This is a genomic window from Pseudomonas sp. rhizo25 (genome assembly GCF_031931935.1).
Taxonomy (GTDB): Bacteria; Pseudomonadota; Gammaproteobacteria; order Pseudomonadales; family Pseudomonadaceae; genus Aquipseudomonas; species Aquipseudomonas synxantha.
This window is the reverse complement of the sequence record NZ_JAUJXA010000007.1, coordinates 194,674-217,499: the sequence shown is the minus strand read 5'-3', so window position 1 is coordinate 217,499 and position 22,826 is coordinate 194,674. Positions and strand designations below refer to the sequence as shown.

General features: G+C 57.7%; 20 protein-coding genes and 2 tRNA genes. 4 read left to right on the top strand and 18 right to left on the bottom strand.

Annotated elements, in window-relative coordinates:
- The first annotated feature begins 10 nt into the window (after nucleotides 1–10).
- The 3 genes from QZR30_RS17770 (at nucleotide 11) to QZR30_RS17760 (ending at nucleotide 4,986) form a co-directional block, all read left to right on the top strand.
- Entirely contained in the window at nucleotides 11–880 is an 870-nt protein-coding gene (locus QZR30_RS17770) for an oxygenase MpaB family protein (protein ID WP_311903767.1), read from the top strand.
- A 68-nt stretch (nucleotides 881–948) separates the two neighbouring features.
- Entirely contained in the window at nucleotides 949–1,965 is a 1,017-nt protein-coding gene (locus QZR30_RS17765; RefSeq protein ID WP_311903766.1) for a class I SAM-dependent rRNA methyltransferase, read from the top strand.
- Between the two features lie 87 nt (nucleotides 1,966–2,052).
- On the top strand, nucleotides 2,053–4,986 hold the full coding sequence (locus QZR30_RS17760; protein ID WP_311903764.1) for a DUF748 domain-containing protein: 2,934 nt from the start codon (nucleotides 2,053–2,055) through the stop codon (nucleotides 4,984–4,986).
- A gap of 288 nt (nucleotides 4,987–5,274) precedes the next feature.
- Here QZR30_RS17760 and QZR30_RS17755 read toward each other — a convergent pair whose 3' ends face one another.
- The 16 genes from QZR30_RS17755 to rlmE form a co-directional block, all read right to left on the bottom strand.
- Nucleotides 5,275–5,895, bottom strand: coding sequence for a BON domain-containing protein (locus QZR30_RS17755; protein WP_043051762.1), 621 nt, complete (start codon nucleotides 5,893–5,895; stop codon nucleotides 5,275–5,277).
- Nucleotides 5,896–6,190: 295 nt separating this feature from the next.
- Nucleotides 6,191–8,296 carry a polyribonucleotide nucleotidyltransferase gene (gene pnp, locus QZR30_RS17750; protein ID WP_005791474.1) on the bottom strand — a complete coding sequence of 702 codons (2,106 nt, stop codon included), beginning with the start codon at nucleotides 8,294–8,296 and terminating at the stop codon, nucleotides 6,191–6,193.
- A gap of 196 nt (nucleotides 8,297–8,492) precedes the next feature.
- Nucleotides 8,493–8,762, bottom strand: a complete 270-nt coding sequence (gene rpsO / locus QZR30_RS17745; protein ID WP_003176135.1) for a 30S ribosomal protein S15 — start codon at nucleotides 8,760–8,762, stop codon at nucleotides 8,493–8,495.
- Nucleotides 8,763–8,876: 114 nt separating this feature from the next.
- Nucleotides 8,877–9,794 (bottom strand): tRNA pseudouridine(55) synthase TruB, encoded by a 918-nt coding sequence (gene truB / locus QZR30_RS17740; RefSeq protein ID WP_034117853.1) that lies wholly within the window; start codon nucleotides 9,792–9,794, stop codon nucleotides 8,877–8,879.
- A 3-nt stretch (nucleotides 9,795–9,797) separates the two neighbouring features.
- Complete coding sequence (rbfA, locus tag QZR30_RS17735; RefSeq protein ID WP_003176137.1) at nucleotides 9,798–10,193, bottom strand: 30S ribosome-binding factor RbfA; 396 nt, start codon at nucleotides 10,191–10,193, stop codon at nucleotides 9,798–9,800.
- 159 nt (nucleotides 10,194–10,352) lie between these two features.
- Entirely contained in the window at nucleotides 10,353–12,869 is a 2,517-nt protein-coding gene (gene infB / locus QZR30_RS17730) for a translation initiation factor IF-2 (protein WP_046069550.1), read from the bottom strand.
- A 27-nt stretch (nucleotides 12,870–12,896) separates the two neighbouring features.
- Nucleotides 12,897–14,378 carry a transcription termination factor NusA gene (nusA, locus tag QZR30_RS17725; protein WP_043051766.1) on the bottom strand — a complete coding sequence of 494 codons (1,482 nt, stop codon included), beginning with the start codon at nucleotides 14,376–14,378 and terminating at the stop codon, nucleotides 12,897–12,899.
- A 47-nt stretch (nucleotides 14,379–14,425) separates the two neighbouring features.
- Nucleotides 14,426–14,884 carry a ribosome maturation factor RimP gene (gene rimP, locus QZR30_RS17720; RefSeq protein ID WP_311903788.1) on the bottom strand — a complete coding sequence of 153 codons (459 nt, stop codon included), beginning with the start codon at nucleotides 14,882–14,884 and terminating at the stop codon, nucleotides 14,426–14,428.
- Nucleotides 14,885–15,024: 140 nt separating this feature from the next.
- Nucleotides 15,025–15,101 (bottom strand) — tRNA-Met (locus QZR30_RS17715).
- A 96-nt stretch (nucleotides 15,102–15,197) separates the two neighbouring features.
- Nucleotides 15,198–15,283, bottom strand: a tRNA-Leu gene (locus tag QZR30_RS17710).
- A gap of 21 nt (nucleotides 15,284–15,304) precedes the next feature.
- Nucleotides 15,305–15,688, bottom strand: coding sequence for a preprotein translocase subunit SecG (secG, locus tag QZR30_RS17705; RefSeq protein WP_003194191.1), 384 nt, complete (start codon nucleotides 15,686–15,688; stop codon nucleotides 15,305–15,307).
- Between the two features lie 4 nt (nucleotides 15,689–15,692).
- A complete protein-coding gene (tpiA, locus tag QZR30_RS17700) occupies nucleotides 15,693–16,448 on the bottom strand; it encodes a triose-phosphate isomerase (protein WP_003194193.1) in 756 nt (251 codons plus the stop codon).
- 66 nt (nucleotides 16,449–16,514) lie between these two features.
- Entirely contained in the window at nucleotides 16,515–17,852 is a 1,338-nt protein-coding gene (gene glmM / locus QZR30_RS17695; RefSeq protein ID WP_043051840.1) for a phosphoglucosamine mutase, read from the bottom strand.
- Nucleotides 17,853–17,868: 16 nt separating this feature from the next.
- Nucleotides 17,869–18,720, bottom strand: coding sequence for a dihydropteroate synthase (folP, locus tag QZR30_RS17690; RefSeq protein ID WP_046069551.1), 852 nt, complete (start codon nucleotides 18,718–18,720; stop codon nucleotides 17,869–17,871).
- An 8-nt stretch (nucleotides 18,721–18,728) separates the two neighbouring features.
- Nucleotides 18,729–20,639 (bottom strand): ATP-dependent zinc metalloprotease FtsH, encoded by a 1,911-nt coding sequence (gene ftsH, locus QZR30_RS17685; protein WP_046069552.1) that lies wholly within the window; start codon nucleotides 20,637–20,639, stop codon nucleotides 18,729–18,731.
- Between the two features lie 200 nt (nucleotides 20,640–20,839).
- Entirely contained in the window at nucleotides 20,840–21,490 is a 651-nt protein-coding gene (gene rlmE, locus QZR30_RS17680) for a 23S rRNA (uridine(2552)-2'-O)-methyltransferase RlmE (RefSeq protein WP_034117848.1), read from the bottom strand.
- A 106-nt stretch (nucleotides 21,491–21,596) separates the two neighbouring features.
- Between rlmE and yhbY the strand changes: the two genes are divergently transcribed.
- Nucleotides 21,597–21,905, top strand: a complete 309-nt coding sequence (yhbY, locus tag QZR30_RS17675; protein WP_043048386.1) for a ribosome assembly RNA-binding protein YhbY — start codon at nucleotides 21,597–21,599, stop codon at nucleotides 21,903–21,905.
- A 9-nt stretch (nucleotides 21,906–21,914) separates the two neighbouring features.
- Here the strand turns inward: yhbY and QZR30_RS17670 are convergent, their stop codons facing one another.
- A complete protein-coding gene (locus tag QZR30_RS17670; protein WP_311903787.1) occupies nucleotides 21,915–22,319 on the bottom strand; it encodes an MFS transporter in 405 nt (134 codons plus the stop codon).
- Between the two features lie 28 nt (nucleotides 22,320–22,347).
- Nucleotides 22,348–22,824 carry a transcription elongation factor GreA gene (greA, locus tag QZR30_RS17665; protein WP_043048492.1) on the bottom strand — a complete coding sequence of 159 codons (477 nt, stop codon included), beginning with the start codon at nucleotides 22,822–22,824 and terminating at the stop codon, nucleotides 22,348–22,350.
- Between the last annotated feature and the right edge of the window lie 2 nt (nucleotides 22,825–22,826).

The following is a 22,826-nucleotide window of genomic DNA, read 5'->3' as shown; positions in this document are numbered from 1 at the left end:
CCGAGTCGCCATGGAATTTATCCGCAGCCGTATCGAAACCCAGTTGATGAGCCTGACGGGTTTGTCACTGGGCCAACTGGACCTGGAGAACCCCAAGGGCGATCCCGGACTGTTCGGGCCCGACTCGGTCAGTTGGCAAGTGCATGGCGACTTCAGCAGCATGCTGATCGGCGGCATCAGTGCCTTGATGCTGCAAGCCTTGCACCCACTGGCCCTGGCCGGCGTATGGGACCATTCGAACTTCCGCCAGGACATGCTCGGGCGCTTGCGACGAACCTCGCAGTTCATTTCCGGCACCACCTTCGGCTCACGCAAGGATGCAGAGTGGCTGATCGAAAAAGTGCGCACCATTCACCTGCAGGTGGTCGGCCACGCGCCGGATGGGCGACCTTATGCGGCCAGCGATCCCGAGCTGCTGACCTGGGTGCATGTGGCCGAGGTGAGCAACTTTCTGGCCGCTCACCTGCGTTATCGCAACCCACGGCTTTCGGGTCGCGACCAGGATCGCTACTACAGCGAAATTGCCCTGGTCGCTGAACGCCTGGGCGCGCGGCTTGTGCCACGTTCACGCCAGGAAATTTCGGATTATCTGGTGCGTATCCGCCCGCAACTGCTGTGCGACGAGCGCAGCCGTGAGGTGCTGCGCCTGCTGCTCGAGGCCCCTGCCCCGAGCACTTTGGCCAAACCCTTCGGCAGCCTGATGATGCAGGCCGGGATCGACCTGCTGCCCGACTGGGCAAGCGCGATGCTCGACCAACAGCAGAGCCCGCTGCAACGCCAGATGATCCGCGCCGGGGTCAAGCGCAGTGCGCCACTGCTGCGCTGGGCGATGCGCAACGGTTCGGTGCAGCGCGCCCATCGGCGGATGGGGCTGATGTAGGTAGCGGCCCATAGCTGTTAAACTCCGCGCCCACAATGCCCTCATTTACCGCAAGCAAGGCGCGCTCCATGACTCCCTTGAATCAGGCGCTGCGCGCCGCCCTCGATTATCGCCAAGACCTGATCAACCAACTGCACGCCCAGGGTACGGACTGCTATCGGTTGTTCCACGGCAGTCAGGAAGGTGCCGGTGGCCTGACCGTCGACCGCTACGGTCCGCAATTGCTGGTGCAGAGCTTCCACCAGTCGCTGGAAAGCGCAGACCTGCTGGACCTGCACCAGATGATCAACCAGCACATGGGCCTGGAATTGCTGCTGGTATACAACGACCGCGCCCGCGGTAACTCACGGATCGACCGCGAAGACACGGTGTACCGCGCAGAGCCTGCGGCATTGGAAGACCTGGTCGGCCACGAATGGGGCCTCAACTATCGTGTGCGCGGGCGCCATGCCGGACAAGACCCCCTGCTGTTCCTCGACCTGCGTAATACCCGTGGCTGGGTCAAGGGCCACAGTGCCGGTAAAAGCGTGCTGAATCTGTTCGCCTACACCTGCGGTGTGGGCTTGAGCGCGGCGGCCGGCGGCGCACGCGAGGTGTGCAACCTGGATTTTGCCGAGGGGAACCTGGCGGTTGGGCGTGAAAACGGTGAGCTCAACCCGCAATTGCCAACCATGGAATTTGTGCAGTCCGATTACTTCCCGGCGATTCGCCAGTTGGCGGGCCTGCCGATCACCCAGCGTCGCGGCCAGAAATTGCCGAGTTATCCACGCCTGGAACAGCGCCAATATGACCTGGTACTCCTCGACCCTCCCGCCTGGGCCAAGAGCGCCTTCGGCACCGTCGACTTGCTGCGCGACTATCAGAGCCTGCTCAAGCCCGCGCTGCTGGCCACCGCCGACAATGGCGTGCTGATTTGCTGCAACAACCTGGCGAAGGTCAGCATGGATGACTGGCGTGAGCAGGTGCTGCGTTGCGCAGAAAAAGCCGGCCGCCCTGTGCGTGACTGGCAAATCATGACACCTGGAGCCGACTTTCCATCCAGAGACCAGCAACCGCCATTGAAGACCTTGATCCTGCATTTGTAGGAAGTTTCCCAGTGTCCACGGTTCTTCGGAACCGAATTCCCGTGCCATACTCCAAGGCACTCTCGTTTGACATAGATGGCGTCACCCATGCCCAAAGGATTGATTCGCGCCGCAGGCGCCTTGTTGACCGCCCTTGCTTTGTACAGCTTGCTGGGCTTTCTGATCTTACCGGGCATTGCCCTTCGCATTGCCAACCAACAGTTGGCCAACTACGCCACGGTGCCGGCGCGAATCGAGCGCATCGAGCTCAACCCGTTCAGCCTCGAACTTACATTGTGGGGCCTGAAGATCGGTGAGCCGGGTAAAGAACAAGTGGGTTTCGAGCGCTTCTACGCCAACCTGCAAGTCGACAGTCTCTGGACCCGCGCCCTGCACCTGGCCGATGTGCAACTGGACCAGCCCAAGACCGAACTGCTGTTCGACAAATCCGGCCAACTTAACCTGGCGCAGTTGTTCAAGCTGCCACCGAGCGAGCCGACCCCGGCCGATCCTGATGCCAAGCCGTTCCCACTGCGTATCGACAGCATCAAGCTGGCGGCCGGCAATCTGCACTTCCAGGACCTGCGCCCCAGCGAACCCATCGAATTTCTCTACGACAAACTCGACTTCGAGCTGAAAAATCTCAGCACCTTGCCCGAAGACAACGCCGACATGACCTTGGTCGCCGCGGGCCCTGACGGTGGGCAGATTGACTGGAAAGGTAATTTCAGCCTGGTGCCGATCACATCCGAAGGCACCTTGAAAGTCACCGACGGCAAGATGAAAGCCTGGTGGCCCTATGTACGTGACGCCTTGCCTTTGGTGCTGGAAGACGGTGTGCTTAACTTCAGCACTGACTATAAATTCAGCCTGGCCAAAGAAACCGAACTGAACCTGACCAACACCGCCGCCAGCATCGCGCCCTTTGCAATCAAGGCGCCGGATGGCCGGCCATTGGCCCGCCTGGAGCGCCTGGACGTCAGCGAAACCACGGTAGACCTGGCCAAGCAGCAGGTGGTTATCGGCAAGATTCGCAGCAACAAGCTGGAAACCTGGGCGGCCCGTGAAGCCGATGGGCAGTTGGATTGGCAGAAACTGTTCGCCAGCCAGCCGAGTAAACCAGCCACGGCACCGGAACCGGCCACTGCGCCGACCACTGCCGACGCCCCTCAAGCACAACCTGCAGCCCCGAACAAACCCTGGCAAGTGTTGCTCAAGGACGTGCAACTGCGTAACTATCAGGTGCACCTGGCCGACCGCCAGGCCAAACCTGCGGTCGCGCTGGAGCTGGGCCCATTGAATGTCGATGTGCAGAACTTCGACAGCCTCAACCAGAGCCCCTTTACCTTGAAGGTCGACACCGGCCTGGGCAAGCAAGGCAAGATCCAGGCGACTGGTGAGGTTAACCTCAACCCCGTCAGTGCCAAGCTGAAAGTGAACACCCAGGACATCGATCTGCGGGTTGCCCAGTCCTACATCAGCCCGTTTATTCGCCTGGAACTGCGCAGCGGCATGCTGGGCAGCAACCTGGATGTGAACCTTAAAAGCACCGAGCCGCTGGCCCTCCAAGTCACTGGCCGCGCCCAGGTTGATCAGTTGCATACCCTGGACACCCTCAAGACCCGCGACTTCCTCAAATGGCAGCGCCTGGTGCTGGAAGGCGTGAACTACCAGCACGGTCAAAGCCTGTCGATCGACAAGGTCAACCTGCTGCAACCGTATGCGCGCTTCATGATCAACGACGATCGCACCACCAATATCGATGACTTGCTGGTTCCACAGCCGGCAGACAGTGGCAATAAGTCGGCCGCCAAACCCGCAGCCAGCAACGAGAAGCCACTGGGCATTCATATCGGGCAGATCGCGATCAACGATGGTTCGGCCAACTTTGCCGACTTCAGCCTCACACCCAACTTCGCCACGGCGATTCAACAGCTCAACGGCCAGATTGGCACCATCGACAGCCGCCAGGCCAAGCCGGCCAGCGTCGACATAAAGGGCAAGGTGGACCGCTACGCGCCAGTGACCATCAAAGGCAGCGTGAACCCGTTTGATCCGATGGCATCCCTGGATATCGCTACCAGCTTCAAACGTGTCGAATTGACCAACTTGACGCCTTACTCAGGCAAGTTCGCAGGTTTCCGTATCCGCAAGGGCCGTTTGAATCTCGACTTGCACTACGTGATCATCAAGGGCCAGTTGAAGGCTGAAAACAAAGTGGTGGTCGAGCAACTGCAACTGGGTGAAAAAGTTGACAGCTCCGACGCGGTGGACTTGCCGATTCGCCTGGCGGTTGCCCTGCTCAAGGACTCCGATGGCAAGATCTCCATCGAATTGCCGGTGAGCGGCGACCTGAATAACCCTCAATTCAGCGTGATGCCGATTGTGTGGCAGACCCTACGTAACCTCGTAGTACGGGCAGCAACAGCGCCGTTCAAGTTTATCGGTGGGCTGGTGACCGGTGGCGGCTCGGAAGACCTGGGTAATGTGTCGTTCGCCGCCGGCTCCAGTGAGCTGAACAAAGATGCCGAAGGCGCTTTGAACACCCTGGCCAAGGCGTTGAAAGAGCGCCCTACCCTGCGCCTGGAAATCGAAGGTACGGCTGCCGCAAGCAGCGACGGGCCGTTCCTGGCCGCAGAACGGCTGGAACGTGAATACCAATACAACTACTACAAGATCCTCCAGCGCCGTGGCGACAAAGTCCCTGCCCAGGCCTCATTGCTGGTGGTGCCAGAGAAGGAAAAGGCCCCCTTGCTGGAAGGCATTTATCGCACCCGCTTGAAACAGCAGCCACCGGCCGAATGGAAAGACCTGGGCAGCGATGAGCGTTCGGCGAAGCTCAAGGACGGCGTGATCAAGTTCTGGAGCGCCAGCGATGTGTTGTTACGCAAACTGGGCCAGGACCGCGCCAGTACGATCAAGGATTATCTGGTGGACAAGGGACAGCTGGAAGACGACCGGGTGTACTTCATTGATGCGCAACTGGGGCAGGCCGAGAAAGATGGTCGTGTCATCACCCCAATGCATCTGGATGCCGAGTAACCTCAAGCTCGCGCAATTCTAAATGTGGGAGGGGCACGCCCTAATGCTTTTTGTAGGAGCTAGCTTGCTCGCTCCTACAGAGAGCGATATTAAGGTAAGCCCCCTGCCATATTCTTATGCCTCGCTTGGCCAGCAATTACGCCCCAGAATAGAACAGGCCCCGACACAAGTGCCGGGGCCTGTAATGACCACATCCGTGTGGTCGGTCGCATGAACTCCAGAGGTGCCTCGGGTGGATATCTAACTCACCCTAAGCCGCCGCCATCCAGTTCAGACGAAAAGGGCGCGTTACTCTGCTTTCAGGCCATCGGCCGATACAGCTTTAACGCCTTTGATTTTCTTGGCAATTGCGACTGCGGTTTCTTTCTGCGATGCAGTTACAGCAGTCGCGGACGACAGGGAAACCACACCTTTGTTGGTCTCTACCTTGATATCGGTACCAGGAATACCTTTTTCGGTAACCAGGTCAGCCTTCACTTTAGTAGTGATCCAAGTGTCGCTGGTCGCGCCTTTGGCATCAGCAGCCGCACCTTTGGTTTTATCAATACCGTCAGCTTTGGTAGCGCCGCCAGCCAGCAGGCCGTCAGCAGAAACAGCAGTTACACCTTTGATTTTCTTGGTAATGGCTACAGCGGTCGCTTTCTGCGAGTCGGAGATAGCTACATCGGAAGAAAGGGAAACCACGCCTTTGTTGGTTTCTACCTTGATGTCCGAACCAGGAATGCCTTTTTCAGTCAGCAGGTCAGCTTTTACTTTAGTGGTGATCCAGGTATCCGAGGTGGACTCTTTGGCCTTGGTCATTTCACCAGCCGCCAGAGTCATAGGGGCTTGGGAAGTCTGAGCAAAGGCCACGCTAGCACCCATGGCCAGTGTCAGAGCGGTAGCAGTAGCGAGAGCGAACTTCTTCATACGAGTAACTCCTGTTTTATTAAAAGTCTGCGGCGTGTGGACCTTGATGCTGCAGCGTTAACAGGAATATTGCAGACGGCGTGCCAAGTCCAAAAACCAGCATAACCCCTTATAAATCAGTTAGTTAAAAAAACATCCGATTTTCGAAATCGTGCAACTTGCATGAAACCACCTGTACCTGCATGCAAGTTGCGGTTTTTGGCAGTGGGCTAAATGGCTGATTTTGCTTAATTTTCCATCACCCATAAAAAAAGGACTCCGAAGAGTCCCTTTTTTCAGCCTGAGCTACGAGCGATTAAACGCCCGAAGCCTTGGCTGCTGCTACGTCTTTGATGGACAGCTTGATACGGCCGCGGTTATCCACGTCCAGTACCAACACTTCAACTTCCTGGCCTTCTTTCAGAATGTCGGTCACTTTCTCAACGCGAGCGTCGCTCAGCATGGAGATGTGAACCAGACCGTCTTTGCCTGGAAGGATGTTGACGAATGCGCCGAAGTCGACGATGCGCTCAACCTTGCCGACGTAGATCTTGCCGATCTCAGCCTCAGCGGTGATACCCAGGACGCGCTGGCGTGCAGCTTCAGCCGCTTCCTTGGTTTCGCCGAAGATCTTGATCGAGCCGTCGTCTTCGATGTCGATCGAAGCCTTGGTCTCTTCACAGATCGCACGAATGGTCGCGCCGCCTTTACCGATGACATCACGGATTTTGTCGGTGTCGATTTTCATCGCGATCATGGTCGGAGCATTTTCCGACAGTTCGGTACGGGACTGACCAATGATCTGGTTCATCTGGCCGAGGATGTTCAGGCGCGCTTCCAGGGCTTGGCCCAGGGCAATTTCCATGATCTCTTCGGTGATGCCCTTGATCTTGATGTCCATCTGCAGCGCGGTAACACCTTTAGCGGTACCGGCTACTTTGAAGTCCATGTCGCCCAAGTGGTCTTCGTCACCCAGGATGTCGGTCAGGATGGCGAACTTCTCGCCCTCTTTGACCAGGCCCATGGCGATACCGGCAACCGGTGCCTTCATCGGCACACCCGCGTCCATCAGCGCCAGGGAAGCACCACAAACGGAGGCCATCGAGCTGGAACCGTTGGATTCAGTGATTTCCGACACAACACGGATGGTGTACGGGAACACGTCAGCAGCCGGCAACATCGCTGCAATCGAACGACGGGCCAGGCGGCCGTGACCGATTTCACGACGACCAGCACCCCCCATACGACCACACTCGCCCACCGAGAACGGAGGGAAGTTGTAGTGCAGCATGAACGGGTCTTTTTTCTCGCCTTCCAGGGTGTCCAGCAGCTGTGCGTCACGGGCAGTACCCAGGGTCGCGACGACCAGGGCCTGGGTTTCACCACGGGTGAACAGCGCCGAACCGTGAGTCTTCGGCAGAACGCCGACTTCGATGTTCAGCGGACGCACGGTGCGGGTGTCACGACCGTCGATACGCGGCTTGCCGTTAACGATGTTTTCGCGAACGGTGCGGTATTCGATTTCACCGAATGCAGCTTTGACGTCGCTGGCAGAAGGCTGGCCTTCTTCGCCGGACAGCTTGGCAACGACCTGATCCTTCAACTCGCCCAGGCGAGCGTAACGGTCGGCCTTGACGGTGATGGTATAGGCATCGGAGATAGCCGCGCCGAACTCGGAGCGGATAGCCCCCAGCAGGTCGGTGGCTTCCGGGGCAGCAGCCCAGGTCCAGGTTGGCTTGGCAGCTTCGGCAGCCAATTCCTTGACCGCGTTGATCACAACCTGGAACTCGTCGTGAGCAAACAGTACGGCGCCCAGCATCTGGTCTTCGGTCAGCTCTTTGGCTTCCGACTCAACCATCAGTACGGCTTCGGAAGTACCGGCAACGACCATGTCCAGGCTCGAAGCTTTCTGCTGCTCGTAGGATGGGTTCAGCAGGTAGCCCGTGCTTTCGTGGAAAGCAACGCGAGCGGCGCCGATAGGGCCATCAAACGGAATACCGGAGATAGCCAGCGCAGCCGAAGTACCGATCATCGCTGCGATGTCCGGATCGGTCTTCTTGCTGGTGGAAACCACGGTGCAGACGACCTGCACTTCGTTCATGAAGCCTTCTGGGAACAGCGGACGGATCGGGCGATCGATCAGTCGGGAAGTCAGGGTTTCTTTCTCGGAAGGACGGCCTTCGCGCTTGAAGAAACCGCCAGGGATCTTACCGGCAGCGTAAGTCTTTTCCTGGTAGTGAACGGACAGAGGGAAGAAGCCTTTGCTCGGGTCAGCGGTCTTGGCGCCAACAACGGTCACCAGTACGGTAACGTCGTCGTCAACGGTAACCAGCACTGCGCCGGAGGCTTGACGGGCGATACGGCCTGTCTCGAGGGTAACGGTCGACTGACCGAACTGGAATTTTTTGATAACCGGGTTCACGGTGTCCTACCTTCTTTGTGGCTCTTGGGGGAACTTGTCTTCTTGCGAAATTCTTGGGCAATGTCGGGAATCGGCCCAACCCTTGTCCAGGGGTAAAACGTGTATCCAGATAAAACTTGAGGCTGGGAGCCTACCATGGGCCAGCGGGAATCCCACTGACACACGGCAGACAACCAACCTCTAGCGCAATCGCTGATTAGCGACGCAGACCCAGGCGACCGATCAGAGCCTGATAACGACCCAGATCCTTGCCTTTCAGGTAGTCCAGCAGCTTACGGCGCTGGTTTACCATGCGGATCAGACCACGACGGGAGTGGTGATCTTTACCGTTGGCCTTGAAGTGACCTTGCAGCTTGTTGATGTTGTGGGTCAGCAGTGCAACCTGCACTTCTGGCGAACCAGTGTCACCAACAGCCTGCTGATAGTCAGCTACGATTTGTGCTTTTTCTTGAACGTCGAGAGCCATGAGGCAATCCTTTTTTCAGGAAACTACCCAAGGGTAGTTTCAACAGGCCAGGGACAAATCCCTGTATCTAAAAATGAGAAGTGACCATGCCTGTTAACAGCCACCCTCGTTCGGTCATTCTGACCGAATCAGTCGACGCGGCGCGATACGCCCGTCTTCGCTCACTTCACCGATACCGATGAAGCGACCGTTATGATCCTGTACCCGCACCATGCCGAACTTCGGGGCATCCGGGGCGCGTACCGGCTGGCCGTTGAGCCAGTAGAACGCGCTGTGCTCCGAGAAGTGCAGCAATGGCCAATCGAGCAAACCGCTGTCCGATGGCATCAGGAAGCGATCAACCGCTTCGTTGCCGCCTTCGGCATGCACAGCTTCCAACTCTTCCAGCGTCACCGTCTGGGCCAGGCTGAAAGGGCCGGCTTGGGTACGTCGCAGTTCTGCAACGTACGCGCCGCAACCGAGCTTTTCACCGATATCTTCCACCAGGGTACGGATATAGGTGCCTTTGCTGCAGTCAACGGCCAAACGGGCAGTGTCGCCTTCACAGGCGAGCAATTCCAAGCGCGCAATAGTAACAGAACGCGGTTCACGCTCCACTACTTCGCCCGCACGTGCCAGCTTGTAAAGTGGCTGTCCATCCCGCTTGAGGGCCGAGTACATCGGTGGTATCTGACTGATTTCCCCACGAAAAGCCGGTAAAGCAGCTTCGATATCAGCACGACCAACGGTCACGTCGCGAACCTGCAGAACATCACCTTCGGCGTCGGCCGTAGTGGTGGTCTTGCCCAGTTGCATCAGGGTTTCATAGCCCTTGTCGGAATCGAGCAGGTATTGCGAGAACTTGGTGGCCTCGCCAAAGCACAACGGCAGCACGCCGGTGGCCAGCGGATCAAGGCTACCGGTGTGCCCTGCCTTCTCGGCATTGAGCAACCAACGGACCTTCTGCAGCGCGGCATTGGAGGTAAAGCCAATGGGCTTGTCGAGCAGAATGATGCCGCTGACGTTGCGACGGATACGTTTGACCTGAGCCACCGCTTACTCCTTGGCGTCTTCAGGTGTGGACGGGTGCTGGCTGTCTTCAGCAACGGCGCGCTCGATCAATGCCGACAGGTGCGCCCCACGCACGACGCTTTCGTCGTAGTGGAAGTGCAACTGGGGGACGCTACGCAGCTTCATTTCACGGGCCAACTGCATGCGCAGGAAACCTGCGGCCGAGTTGAGCACCTTGATGCTTTGTGCGATTTCTTCGCTGTTGTCCTGCCCCATCACGGTGATGAAGATCTTGGCGTGACCTACGTCACGGCTCACTTCAACGGCGGTGATGGTGACCAGGCCAACGCGAGGGTCTTTGACTTCGCGACGGATCAGTTGGGCCAGCTCACGCTGCATCTGATCGCCGATACGCTGGGTACGGCTGTATTCTTTTGCCATGTCTTGTTACCTGTTACTGCCACACGGTGAAACCCGTGGGGTCTGAAAGCGGCAAACGCCCGGCCTGACAAAAGCCAGACCGGGCGTTGCGTTTAGAGTCCTGACGCTGCGCGGGGCATTTGCATGCCCACACGCTGCGTGGCTCCTGAAGTGCGCGAGTTAGAGGCTGCGAGCAACCTGAACCTTCTCGAAGACTTCGATCTTGTCGCCAACCTTGACGTCGTTGTAGCTCTTGACGCCGATACCGCATTCCATGCCGGCACGCACTTCGGCAGCGTCATCCTTGAAGCGGCGCAGGGATTCCAGCTCGCCTTCGAAGATAACGATGTCTTCACGCAATACACGGATCGGACGGTTACGGTACACAGTGCCTTCGACAACCATGCAGCCGGCGATCGCGCCGAACTTCGGCGAGCGGAACACATCACGCACCTCGGCGATACCCAGGATATTCTCCCGAACGTCGCTGCCAAGCATGCCGGTAAGGGCTTTCTTGACGTCTTCGATGATGTCGTAGATGACGTTGTAGTAACGCATGTCCAGGCCTTCCTGCTCGACGATCTTGCGAGCGCCAGCATCGGCACGCACGTTGAAGCCGAACAGTACAGCGTTGGAAGCCAGTGCCAGGTTGGCGTCGGATTCGGTGATACCACCGACACCGCCACCGACAACGCGCACTTGCACTTCGTCGTTACCCAGGCCATTCAAGGCACCGTTCAACGCTTCGAGGGAGCCACGTACGTCAGACTTGAGGACGATGTTAAGCGTCTTCTTCTCTTCCTGGCCCATGTTCTCGAAGATGTTTTCCAGCTTGCCGGCGTGAGCACGGGCCAGCTTGACTTCGCGGAACTTGCCTTGACGGAACAGAGCCACTTCACGGGCTTTCTTCTCGTCGGCAACTACACTCATCTCGTCGCCAGCGTCCGGAGTACCGTCCAGGCCGAGGATCTCGACCGGGATAGCTGGACCTGCTTCCTTGATTGGCTTGCCGTTCTCGTCGAGCATGGCACGTACACGGCCGTAGTTCGAACCGACCAGCACCATGTCGCCTTGGCGCAGGGTACCGTCTTGAACCAGCACGGTTGCAACCGGGCCACGGCCCTTGTCGAGACGGGATTCAACCACGACACCACGGCCAGGAGCCGATGGAGTAGCAGTCAACTCCAGGACTTCGGCTTGCAATAGAACCGCTTCGAGCAGTTCATCAACGCCGGTACCCATCTTCGCCGAGACTGATACGAATGGAGTCTCGCCACCCCACTCCTCGGAAGTCACGCCGTGAACCGACAGTTCGCTACGGATGCGATCGAGATCAGCGCCCGGCTTGTCGATTTTGTTCACAGCAACGACCAGAGGAACACCGGCAGCCTTCGCGTGCTGGACCGCTTCAATGGTCTGCGGCATTACGCCGTCGTCCGCTGCAACGACCAGGATCACGATGTCGGTCGCCTTGGCACCACGGGCACGCATTGCGGTAAACGCGGCGTGACCCGGGGTGTCGAGGAAGGTGACCATGCCGCGTTCGGTTTCAACGTGGTACGCACCGATGTGCTGGGTGATACCACCGGCTTCGCCAGCGGCTACCTTGGCACGACGGATGTAGTCGAGCAGGGAAGTCTTACCGTGGTCAACGTGGCCCATTACGGTCACGACTGGTGCACGGGAGACTGCCTCACCTTCAAACTTCAGGGACTCGGCCAGGGAGTCTTCCAAGGCAGTGTCGCTGACCAGGGTCACTTTGTGGCCCAATTCCTCAGCCACAAGCTGGGCAGTTTCCTGGTCCAGTACCTGGTTGATGGTGGCCGGAGTGCCCAGCTTGAACATGAACTTGATGATTTCAGCAGCCTTGACCGACATCTGCTGGGCCAGGTCGCCCACAGTGATGGTCTCGCCGATCTTCACTTCACGCACGACAGGGCCGGTTGGGCTCTGGAAACCGTGGGCGTTGCGTTTTTTCAGCTTGGCCTTGCCGCGTCCACCACGACGGAAGCCATCGCTTTCTTCGTCGGTAGTACGTGGGGCAACGCGTGGAGCAGGCGCCTTCTCTTTGACCGAAGCACGATGCGGAGCGTTTTTGCGCTCGCCATCGCCACCACCACCGCGACGACTGTTATCGTCGGCACGGGGTTTGTCTGGACGACGAGGTTCGTCGCGCTTGCGGGCATCTGCTGCAGGAGCAGGTGCAGCGGCAACCGGGGCGGCCTCACGCACAGCTTCAACAGGGGCGGCGACCGCTTCAGTGGCAGCTGGTTGCGCAGCAGCAGGCTGGCGACGCGCTTCTTCTTCGGCGCGACGCTTGGCTTCTTCTTCAGCCTTCTGACGAGCAGCATTTTCTACTGCGCGACGTTCTTCCAGTTCGCGTTTGCGCTCGGCTTCGATTTCTTCCGGGCTGCGCTGTACGAAGACTTTCTTCTTGCGCACTTCAACGCTGATGCTCTTGCTACCCGCAACACGCAGGGTGCTGGTGGTTTTGCGCTGCAATGTAATCTTGCGCGGTTCTTCCACTTTCGCCTTGTGGCTGCTCTTCAAGTGAGTCAGCAAAGACTGCTTCTCACTATCGCTCACACCTTCATCGGCGGCGGTGTGCGGCAGACCTGCCTCACGCATCTGCTGCAACAGGCGCTCTACCGGTGTTTTGACCTCATCGGCCAGTTGTTTCACCGTGACTTGCGTCATGCACTTCTCTCCTCAGGCCGCGCCTAATTACTCGAACCAATGGGCTCGGGCGGCCATGATCAACTTGCCGGCACGATCATCGTCAATGCCGTCGATGTCGAGCAGATCGTCAATAGACTGCTCGGCCAGGTCTTCGCGGGTAATTACGCCGCGCACCGCCAGTTCCATCGCCAAATCCTTGTCCATACCCTCAAGCGAGAGCAGGTCTTCGGCCGGATGGGCGTCTGCCAGCTTTTCCTCAGTAGCGATGGCTTTAGTCAACAAACGATCCTTGGCCCGAGCGCGAAGCTCGTTGACGGTGTCTTCGTCAAAGCCGTCGATGTTGAGCATTTCTTCCAACGGTACGTAGGCAATCTCTTCCAGGCTGGTGAAGCCTTCATCTACCAGCACCTGCGCCAGGTCTTCATCGACTTCCAGCTCTTCGATGAAGTTGCGCAGGATGTCACCGGTTTCAGCTTGCTGCTTAGCCTGGATGTCCGATTCGGTCATCACGTTCAGGGTCCAACCGGTCAGTTGGCTGGCCAGACGCACGTTCTGACCACCACGACCAATGGCCTGAGCCAGATTGTCTGCGCCAACGGCGATGTCCATTGCATGGGCATCCTCGTCAACGATAATTGCCGCCACTTCAGCCGGCGACATCGCATTGATCACAAACTGCGCCGGGTTATCGTCCCACAGGACGATGTCCACACGCTCGCCGCCCAACTCGCCCGACACTGCCTGGACGCGCGAACCGCGCATACCGATGCAGGCGCCTTGCGGGTCGATGCGCTTGTCCTTGGAGCGGACCGCGATCTTGGCACGCGAACCCGGGTCCCGGGATGCAGCCATGACTTCGATCAGACCTTCGGCGATTTCCGGCACTTCGATGCGGAACAGCTCGATCAGCATTTCCGGCGCGGTACGCGACAGGATCAACTGAGGGCCGCGGTTCTCGGTGCGGATTTCCTTGAGCAGCGCACGCAGACGCACGCCAACACGGAAGGTTTCGCGAGAGATGATGTCTTCACGGGCCAGCAACGCTTCCGCGTTGTTACCCAGGTCGACGATCACGTTGTCGCGGGTGACTTTTTTCACGGTGCCGGAGATGATTTCCCCCAGGCGCTCGCGATAAGCGTCAACGACTTGAGCGCGCTCGGCTTCGCGAACCTTCTGCACGATGACCTGCTTGGCAGTCTGTGCAGCAATGCGGCCGAACTCGATCGATTCGATCTTTTCTTCGACGACATCACCGACCTGGGCACCAGGGTGCGTCTGCGCAACCTTGCTCGGCCAGGTTTCGATGGCCGGATCATCAAGATCGGCTTCTTCGACGACCGTCCAGCGACGGAAGGTCTCATAGGCACCGGTGTGGCGGTTGATTTCCACACGCAGATCAACTTCATCTTCAAAACGCTTTTTGGTAGCAGTGGCCAGGGCCAGCTCCAGCGCTTCAAAAATCACGTTTGCCGGTACGCCCTTTTCATTGGATACCGACTCAACAACCAGCAGTACTTCTTTGCTCATCGTACGCCTCGCCTTTCGCAAGCCATTGGATCCGCGGGATCCGCGTCTCAGTCAAAACTGGGAATAATGTTGGCCTTGTCGATCATATCGATCGGCAACAGGAACTCATGGTCTTCTACCTGCACCACGACATCCTGTTCTTCTACACAGCGCAGAAGGCCCTGAAAGTTGCGTCGCCCTTCGAACGGGGAGCGCAGCTTGATCTTCACTTGTTCACCGGCATATTTAGCAAACTGCTCGATAGTGAACAGCGGGCGTTCCATGCCTGGCGAGGAAACTTCGAGGGTGTATTCAACGGCGATGGGATCTTCAACATCCAGCACACCGCTGATTTGACGGCTGACAATTGCACAATCGTCGACCAGCACGCCGCCCTCTTTATCGATATAAACGCGCAACATTGAGTGGCGACCTTGAGCCGAAAACTCAATACCCCAGCATTCATAGCCTAGGGCCACGACCACCGGGGCCAGCAAGGCCTGCAACTCTTCTAGCTTGCTCGACACCTGAACCCCCTCGTGCATGTATGTGCATGCTGTGCAAAATAAAAAAATGGGCGAAACGCCCATCCTTGAAACGCCGTCGAACAGCGGCGTTGAAAGTGTCCAGCTAACAAAAAGCCCCTTAAAAGGGGCTCCGCTAAAACTGGTTGCGGGGGCCGGATTTGAACCGACGACCTTCGGGTTATGAGCCCGACGAGCTACCAGACTGCTCCACCCCGCGACAAAGCTGGGGCGGAAGTATACGACCGATCCCTTACAGGGTCAATGTAACCTTCCACCTACAAGAAAGCCCGCAACAGCGGGCTCTCCTGATAATTGGTACCGAGAAGGGGACTCGAACCCCTACACCCTATGGGCACAACCACCTCAAGGTTGCGTGTCTACCAATTCCACCACCTCGGCAATACAGCGTTTACAACCTTCTTACTTCTGCTCTTGAGCTGGAGGCACGTCAGTCGCTGGAGTAGCCGACTTTTGCTCTTGAAGCACCGGGACATCATCAGAAGCCGGTTTTGCTTTTGGTACTTCCAACACTGCTGGGTTTGGGAGACCTACTTGAGTCAGCACATGAGCCTTCTCTTTAGCAAAGTAACCTAACCCCAAGCTGGTTATGAAGAAACCGGCGGCAAGTATAGCAGTAAACTTACTAAGAAAGGTAGAGGAACCTTGGCTTCCGAACACAGTATTTGAAGCACCTGCACCGAAAGACGCACCAGCATCCGCACCTTTACCCTGTTGCAACAAAACCAGAGCAACTACGCTCAGGGCAGCCAACAGATGAAAAACGACTACGACTGTTTCCAGCATTTTTTCAGTTTCCCGCGGCGCGACAGATCGCACCGAACTCATCTGCATTCAGGGAGGCTCCACCAATGAGCCCCCCATCGATATCCGGCATGCCGAACAGTTCGACCGCATTGGCCGCCTTCACGCTGCCGCCGTATAGAAGCCGCACACCTTGTGCGACCTCAGAATTCTCTGCCGCCAACTGCGCGCGAATGGCTGCATGCACATCCTGCGCTTGTTGCGGTGTAGCAGTCAGCCCGGTACCAATGGCCCAGACCGGCTCATAAGCAATGACTGCCTTTGCAAACGCACCAACACCCAACTCCTCAATGATGCTGCCCAGCTGACGCGAGACAACTTCAAGAGTCTTGCCCGACTCGCGCTGCTCCAGGGTCTCCCCTATGCACAACACTGGAATCAAGCCACAAGCCTGTGCCGCTGCGAACTTGCGGTTGAGTGTCCCATCACGCTCGCCCATCATCTGACGACGCTCGGAGTGCCCGACCAGCACATAGGAACAACCCGCATCCACCAACTGACTTGGCGAAATCTCGCCAGTCAACGCACCTTGCATGGGCTCCACCGCAGAGTTCTGCGCGCCGACCTGAATCGACTTACCTTTCAAGCCGTCAACCACTTGGTTGATATGCAAGCAAGGCGGGAACACCGCGACATCAACACCGCTAGGCAAGGCCAAGTGACGAAGGCCGTTGATCAGCTCAGCGACACTGGCGCGGGTACCGTGCATCTTCCAGTTACCAGCTACCATAGTGCGACGCATGCTGTACCTCGTCGGTCAAAGTGGGCGCAGATGTTACCCAACCACATCATCACTGGCAAGCCGAATTCAGGCGCAAACTTCAGTTACCAGTTTTGCCAGGTCTTCGGCATGGCCGCGAACCTGGGTTTCGTCTTCGCCTTCGACCATGACGCGCACCAGAGGCTCTGTGCCGGACTTGCGCAATAACACACGCCCACGCCCAGCCATTGCCTGGGTCACACGCTCGCAAGCCTCTTTGACTGCCGGGTGCTCGATTGGGTTTTCGCCACCGGCAAAACGCACATTCAGAAGCACTTGCGGGCATTTGCGCAGGGCTTGGCGTGCCTGGGCCAGGCTCTCTTCACGACGACGCAAGGCCAGCAAAACCTGCAACGCGGCGATGATCGCGTCGCCAGTGGTGGTGTGCTGGAAGCAAACAACATGCCCCGAATTCTCCCCACCGACCAGCCAATTACGTTCCAGCAACTCGGCGATCACATAACGGTCACCAACATTGGCACGAATAAAGGGGATACCCAGTTCTGCCAGCGCCAGTTCGAGCCCGAGGTTACTCATCAAGGTACCAACGACACCACCGTGCAGCTTGTTACGCTCATGCAGGTCACGAGCAATGATGAACAGCAGGTCATCACCATCCACGATCATACCGGTGTGATCCACCATCAGGACCCGGTCCCCATCGCCGTCGAAAGCGATGCCCAGGTCTGCGTGCTCGGCCAGCACAGCCGCCTGCAGCTGCTCCATGTGGGTGGAGCCACAATTATCGTTGATGTTCAAGCCATTAGGCTGTGCGGACAGTACCGTGACCTGCGCGCCCAACTCCTTGAAGACGCTCGGCGCTACCTTGTAGGTCGCACCATGGGCGCAATCGACGACGATCTTCAACCCGGCAAAATTGGTACTGCTTGGAACGCTGCTTTTGCAGAATTCAATATAACGGCCGGATGCGTCATTAATACGCGACACCTTGCCTAGCTTGCTGGATTCAACCACCGTCATCGGCGCATCCAGCAGCTCTTCGATCATCAGCTCGATCTCGTCAGGCAATTTGGTGCCCTGCCCGGAAAAGAACTTGATGCCATTGTCATCATGAGGGTTATGAGAGGCACTGATTACAATCCCAGCCTCAGCGTGGAACGTGCGCGTCAGATATGCGATCGCCGGTGTGGGCATAGGCCCCAGCAGCATCACATCGGCTCCGGCGGCCGACAAGCCGGCCTCCAGCGCTGACTCAAACATGTAACCCGAGATACGGGTATCTTTGCCTACCAGGATGCGACAAGCGCCCATGCTGCGGAACGCCATGCCTGCCGCCCAGCCCAGCTTGAGCATGAAATCAGGAGTAATCGGAAATTCGCCGACCCGACCACGAATACCGTCGGTGCCAAAATATTTTTTAGTCATAAGTGCTCCATCATTCTTATTCGGCTGATTCTACAGCAGCGAGCATGCGCACCACATCGACCGTTTCGGCGACATCATGCACACGCAAAATACGTGCGCCCTTGGTCACGGCAAGCGCCGCAAGCGCCAGGCCGCCATACAAGCGCTCGCCCACCGGGCGATTCAAGGCGAGCCCGATCATGCTCTTGCGCGAGACACCCACCAACAGCGGGCGACCAAGGGCATGCAGAGCATCCATGTGCTTGAACAGGCTCAAATTGTGCTCCAGGGTCTTGGCAAAGCCAAATCCCGGATCAAGGATGATCTTCTCAGGTGCAATTCCCACAGCCACGCACTGGGCCATCCTGTCAGCAAGAAACCCACTTACTTCGCCAATCAGGTCGTTGTAGTGCGGATTATCCTGCATATTGCCGGGCTCACCCAGCATATGCATCAGACAGACAGGCAGGCCGGTCGCTGCGGCGGCATCAAGGGCACCATCACGTCGCAACGAACGTACGTCGTTGATAAGTCCCGCCCCCAGACGAGCAGTTTCGCGCATCACCGCCGGAGTGGAAGTGTCCACCGAGATAATCACATCCAGCTCGCGGGCGATGCGCTCGACAACCGGCGCCACTCGCTCCAACTCTTCCAATGGCGAAACAACACGAGCACCAGGCCGGGTCGATTCACCACCGACATCAATCAAAGTCGCGCCAGCGGCCACCATCGCCTCGGCGTGGCGCAACGCAGCGTCTACCTGGCTGAAACGGCCGCCATCGGAAAAGGAATCAGGGGTTACATTGAGAATGCCCATGACATGTGTATGGGCCAAATCAAGAACCCGGTTGCCGCAAGGCAACCGGGTAGAGGACAACGCAGAAGTCATTTCAAACCTTAATGGTCAGCCGCCGGGCCACCGATCGGGGCTTCAGGGAGTTCATTCTGAACTACGGGCGGGGTGCCCGAGGTACCCGAACCACCTTCCCAATCACGAGGCTCACGCGGCGTACGGCCAGCCATGATGTCGTCGATCTGGTCGGCATCGATGGTCTCATACTTCATCAGCGCATCAGCCATGGCGTCAAGCTTGTCGCGGTTATCAGTCAGGATCTGCTTGGCCGTGCCGTAGCACTGGTCAATGATGCTGCGAACCTCGGAGTCGATCAGCTTGGCTGTCTCACCCGAGAAGCTGGCGCTCTGACCGCCACCACCACGACCCAGGAACACTTCACCCTCTTCCTCGGCATACATCAAGGGACCCAGTTTTTCCGACAAGCCCCACTTGGTCACCATGTTCCGGGCAATCTGGCTGGCACGCATGATGTCGTTGGACGCGCCGGTGGTCACACCGTCGAAACCAAGGGTCATTTCTTCCGCAATCCGGCCGCCGTACAGCGAACAGATCTGGCTGATCAGTGCCCGCTTGGAGAGACTGTAGCGGTCCTCCTCCGGCAGGAACATGGTCACACCCAGGGCCCGACCGCGCGGGATGATCGACACTTTGTAGACCGGGTCATGCTCAGGCACAACGCGACCGACAATAGCGTGACCCGCCTCATGATAAGCGGTGTTCTGCTTCTCTTTCTCGGACATGACCATGGATTTGCGCTCGGCGCCCATCATGATCTTGTCTTTGGCCAGCTCGAACTCTTTCATTTCAACAATGCGCTTGCCGGTACGGGCAGCGAACAAAGAAGCCTCGTTGACCAGGTTGGCCAGGTCAGCACCGGAGAAACCAGGCGTACCACGGGCAATCACAGCCGGTGCCACGTCGTCACCCATTGGCACTTTGCGCATGTGTACTTTCAGGATCTGTTCACGGCCACGGATATCCGGCAGGCCAACCACGACCTGACGGTCGAAACGGCCCGGACGCAGCAGTGCAGGGTCCAGCACGTCCGGACGGTTGGTTGCGGCAATGACGATAATGCCGTCATTCATCTCGAAACCATCCATCTCGACCAGCAACTGGTTGAGGGTCTGCTCACGCTCATCGTGACCACCACCCATGCCGGCGCCACGATGGCGACCAACGGCGTCGATTTCGTCGATAAAGATGATGCACGGCGCGTGCTTCTTGGCCTGTTCGAACATATCGCGAACACGGCTTGCACCCACGCCGACGAACATTTCGACGAAGTCAGAACCGGAAATGGTAAAGAAAGGCACCTTGGCTTCACCGGCAATCGCCTTGGCCAGCAAGGTTTTACCGGTACCCGGAGGACCCACCATCAACACACCGCGAGGAATACGACCACCCAGGCGTTGGAACTTGCCCGGATCGCGCAGGAACTCAACCAGCTCGCCGACTTCTTCCTTGGCCTCGTCGCAACCGGCAACGTCAGCCAGGGTGGTCTTCACCTGATCCTCGGAGAGCAGGCGCGCCTTGCTCTTGCCGAAGCTCATCGGCCCGCCCTTGCCTCCTGCCCCGCCCTGCATCTGGCGCATGAAGAACATAAACACGGCGATAATCACCAGGATCGGGAAGCTGGCTACCAGGAGCTGGGTCCAGATACTCTGCTGCTCCGGCTGCTTGCCTTCCACGACGACCTTGTTATCCACCAGGTCGCCGATCAGCCCATTGTCCTGAATTGCCGGACGAATGGTCTTGAAGCTGTCGCCATCGATGCGCTTACCGGTAATCACGTAGCCATCAACCGCTACGCGCTCGACCTTGCCATCCTTAACTTGCTGGATGAAGTCGGAATAGTTGAGGGTCTGCGGCTCGTTAGGGCTGGAGAAGTTGTTCATCACCGTCACCAGGACAGCCGCGATGATCAACCACAGGATCAGATTCTTTGCCATATCGTTCAATTAACTACCCTCTGAAGCAAGCTCCGCTACTGGCGCGCGCTTCGCATGATATTCACCGGCCTAACTTACTACATTACCTACATCTCTGGCAGGCGCCGTCTGTAACCCTTTGTGAAACTTTGACCACACAATATTCGTAAAGCCTCATGACGAAAGCGATATAAAAAAACCTATCGCCCTCCTCGAAATTCTCAAAAACGCTCTTCGCTCGCCGCGCCTTCGACGCCGCGGAAGCCGCGGCACAACAGGTATTGCTCCCTGGACCTGTCCCGGGAGGAGTCCGGCTTACGCGTCTGAACCTTGTCGAACAACTTGCGGATGTTCTTGTGGTACTCGTCGAAACCTTCACCCTGAAACACTTTCACCAGAAAATCACCACCTGGACGCAATACGCGCCCCGCCAGATCCAATGCCAATTCACACAGGAACATGGCTCTCGGCATATCAACAGCCGGTAATCCACTCATATTGGGGGCCATGTCGGAAATCACAAGGTCTACCTGCGAATTTCCTACAGCCTCCAGAATCTCGGCCAGCACCGCGTCCTGGGTAAAATCACCGTGCACGAAGGTGACATCCGGGATGCTGTCCATCTCAAGGATGTCGGAAGCGATCAGTCGACCTTGCCCACCAATCAGACGACTGGTCACTTGGGACCAGCCACCGGGGGCCGCACCAAGGTCGATAACGCTCATGCCCGGACGAATCAACTTGTCCTTGTCCTGGATCTCCAGCAGCTTGTAGCTGGCCCGGGAGCGATACCCATCCTTCTGCGCTTTTTTGACGTAAGGATCGTTGAAATGTTCTTGCAGCCACTTAAGGCTAGTTTTGGAACGGGCCACGGGCCACCTCGAAAAATAAAACGGGTCGTGATTAACTGGGCGGTCCCGGACTCGCTCGGGTAAACTGGCCGCCGCTTTTTACAAGATCAGACGCAGGGGTCAGATTATGCCGCTCACTCAAGAGCAGAAGAAACAGTACAAATCCATTGGCCACCATCTGAAACCAGTTCTGATTGTGGCAGACAACGGGTTGACTGAAGGTGTGTTAGCCGAATTTGAACGCGCACTGAACGATCACGAACTGATCAAGATCAAGGTCAATATCCTTGATCGCGAAGCGCGCCTGGCTGCCGTTGCAGAACTGTGCAAGGCGGGCAAGGCGGACCTGGTCCAGGTCATCGGCAAGATGGCGCTGCTGTATCGCAAGAACTTCAGCGTCAACAAGCAACTGTCGAACGTACACCGCTTCAAGTAACAAAAAGGGTCACGGGCGTGCTTCGCGCGCCCTGCCACTCCATCCCGGGACCGGCTGCATCACCAGCACCAGGCCGGAGAACCCTAGCACAAGATAGCTGAACAGCCGCCAGCGCAACGCTTCCGGCAGCCATACATGCACCACGCAAAACATCGCGCACGCATACAGCGCCATCAACAGCAGTTGCCCACGAATATCTCGCCACTGACTCCCCAAGCCTTCAGCCTTGATCAGCACTAACGCCTGAAGCATTACGCACGCCGCCGCAAAACCTACCAGCAGCGCACTCAATAATCCGTCGACCTCGTCGATCAGCAGCGGTGCCAGGCCAATCAGGCCCAGCGCCGGTAACACGCCAATATGTAACAGCCACAGACCGCCGACCCAAAGCATCTGGGAGAGCTGCCAAAGCATGGCGCCCGCACGAAGCGGGCGCTTTTTTTCAGATGTGACGAACTTCGACAATCTCGTACTCGATCACGCCACTCGGCGTCTTCACAGCAACCACGTCGCCCTCTTCCTTGGCAATCAAGGCACGAGCAATCGGCGAACCGACGGAGATCTTGCCTTTTTTGAAGTCAGCCTCATCTTCTCCCACGATCTGGTAGGTCACGCTCTCATCGGTCTCGACGTTGGCGATTTCCACCGTGGTGCCAAAGATCACCTTGCCAGTATGCGGGATGGTCGTGACATCGATAATCACCGCATTCTGCATGCGCCCCTCGATGTCACGAATCCGCGCCTCGACCATACCCTGCTGCTCGCGGGCAGCGTGGTATTCGGCGTTTTCCTTCAAGTCACCCAGCTCGCGGGCCGTACCGATGTCCTGGCTCAGCTTTGGACGTACGACCTTGGTGAGATGGGCGTGCTCCTCTTCCAGGGCCTTGGCACCCTGAACGGTCATTGGGTATTTGGTTATGC

What these genes read in the sequence shown, in the direction of transcription:
- ftsH (WP_046069552.1), bottom strand. Translation starts at nt 20,639, where the DNA reads ATGGCAAAGAATCTGATCCTGTGGTTGATCATCGCGGCTGTCCTGGTG.
- QZR30_RS17670 (WP_311903787.1), bottom strand. Translation starts at nt 22,319, where the DNA reads ATGCTTTGGCAGCTCTCCCAGATGCTTTGGGTCGGCGGTCTGTGGCTG.
- folP (WP_046069551.1), bottom strand. Translation starts at nt 18,720, where the DNA reads ATGACTTCTGCGTTGTCCTCTACCCGGTTGCCTTGCGGCAACCGGGTT.
- rbfA (WP_003176137.1), bottom strand. Translation starts at nt 10,193, where the DNA reads ATGGCAAAAGAATACAGCCGTACCCAGCGTATCGGCGATCAGATGCAG.
- yhbY (WP_043048386.1), top strand. Translation starts at nt 21,597, where the DNA reads ATGCCGCTCACTCAAGAGCAGAAGAAACAGTACAAATCCATTGGCCAC.
- tpiA (WP_003194193.1), bottom strand. Translation starts at nt 16,448, where the DNA reads ATGCGTCGCACTATGGTAGCTGGTAACTGGAAGATGCACGGTACCCGC.
- rpsO (WP_003176135.1), bottom strand. Translation starts at nt 8,762, where the DNA reads ATGGCTCTCGACGTTCAAGAAAAAGCACAAATCGTAGCTGACTATCAG.
- QZR30_RS17770 (WP_311903767.1), top strand. Translation starts at nt 11, where the DNA reads ATGGAATTTATCCGCAGCCGTATCGAAACCCAGTTGATGAGCCTGACG.
- infB (WP_046069550.1), bottom strand. Translation starts at nt 12,869, where the DNA reads ATGACGCAAGTCACGGTGAAACAACTGGCCGATGAGGTCAAAACACCG.
- QZR30_RS17755 (WP_043051762.1), bottom strand. Translation starts at nt 5,895, where the DNA reads ATGAAGAAGTTCGCTCTCGCTACTGCTACCGCTCTGACACTGGCCATG.
- QZR30_RS17760 (WP_311903764.1), top strand. Translation starts at nt 2,053, where the DNA reads ATGCCCAAAGGATTGATTCGCGCCGCAGGCGCCTTGTTGACCGCCCTT.
- secG (WP_003194191.1), bottom strand. Translation starts at nt 15,688, where the DNA reads ATGCTGGAAACAGTCGTAGTCGTTTTTCATCTGTTGGCTGCCCTGAGC.
- QZR30_RS17765 (WP_311903766.1), top strand. Translation starts at nt 949, where the DNA reads ATGACTCCCTTGAATCAGGCGCTGCGCGCCGCCCTCGATTATCGCCAA.
- nusA (WP_043051766.1), bottom strand. Translation starts at nt 14,378, where the DNA reads ATGAGCAAAGAAGTACTGCTGGTTGTTGAGTCGGTATCCAATGAAAAG.
- glmM (WP_043051840.1), bottom strand. Translation starts at nt 17,852, where the DNA reads ATGACTAAAAAATATTTTGGCACCGACGGTATTCGTGGTCGGGTCGGC.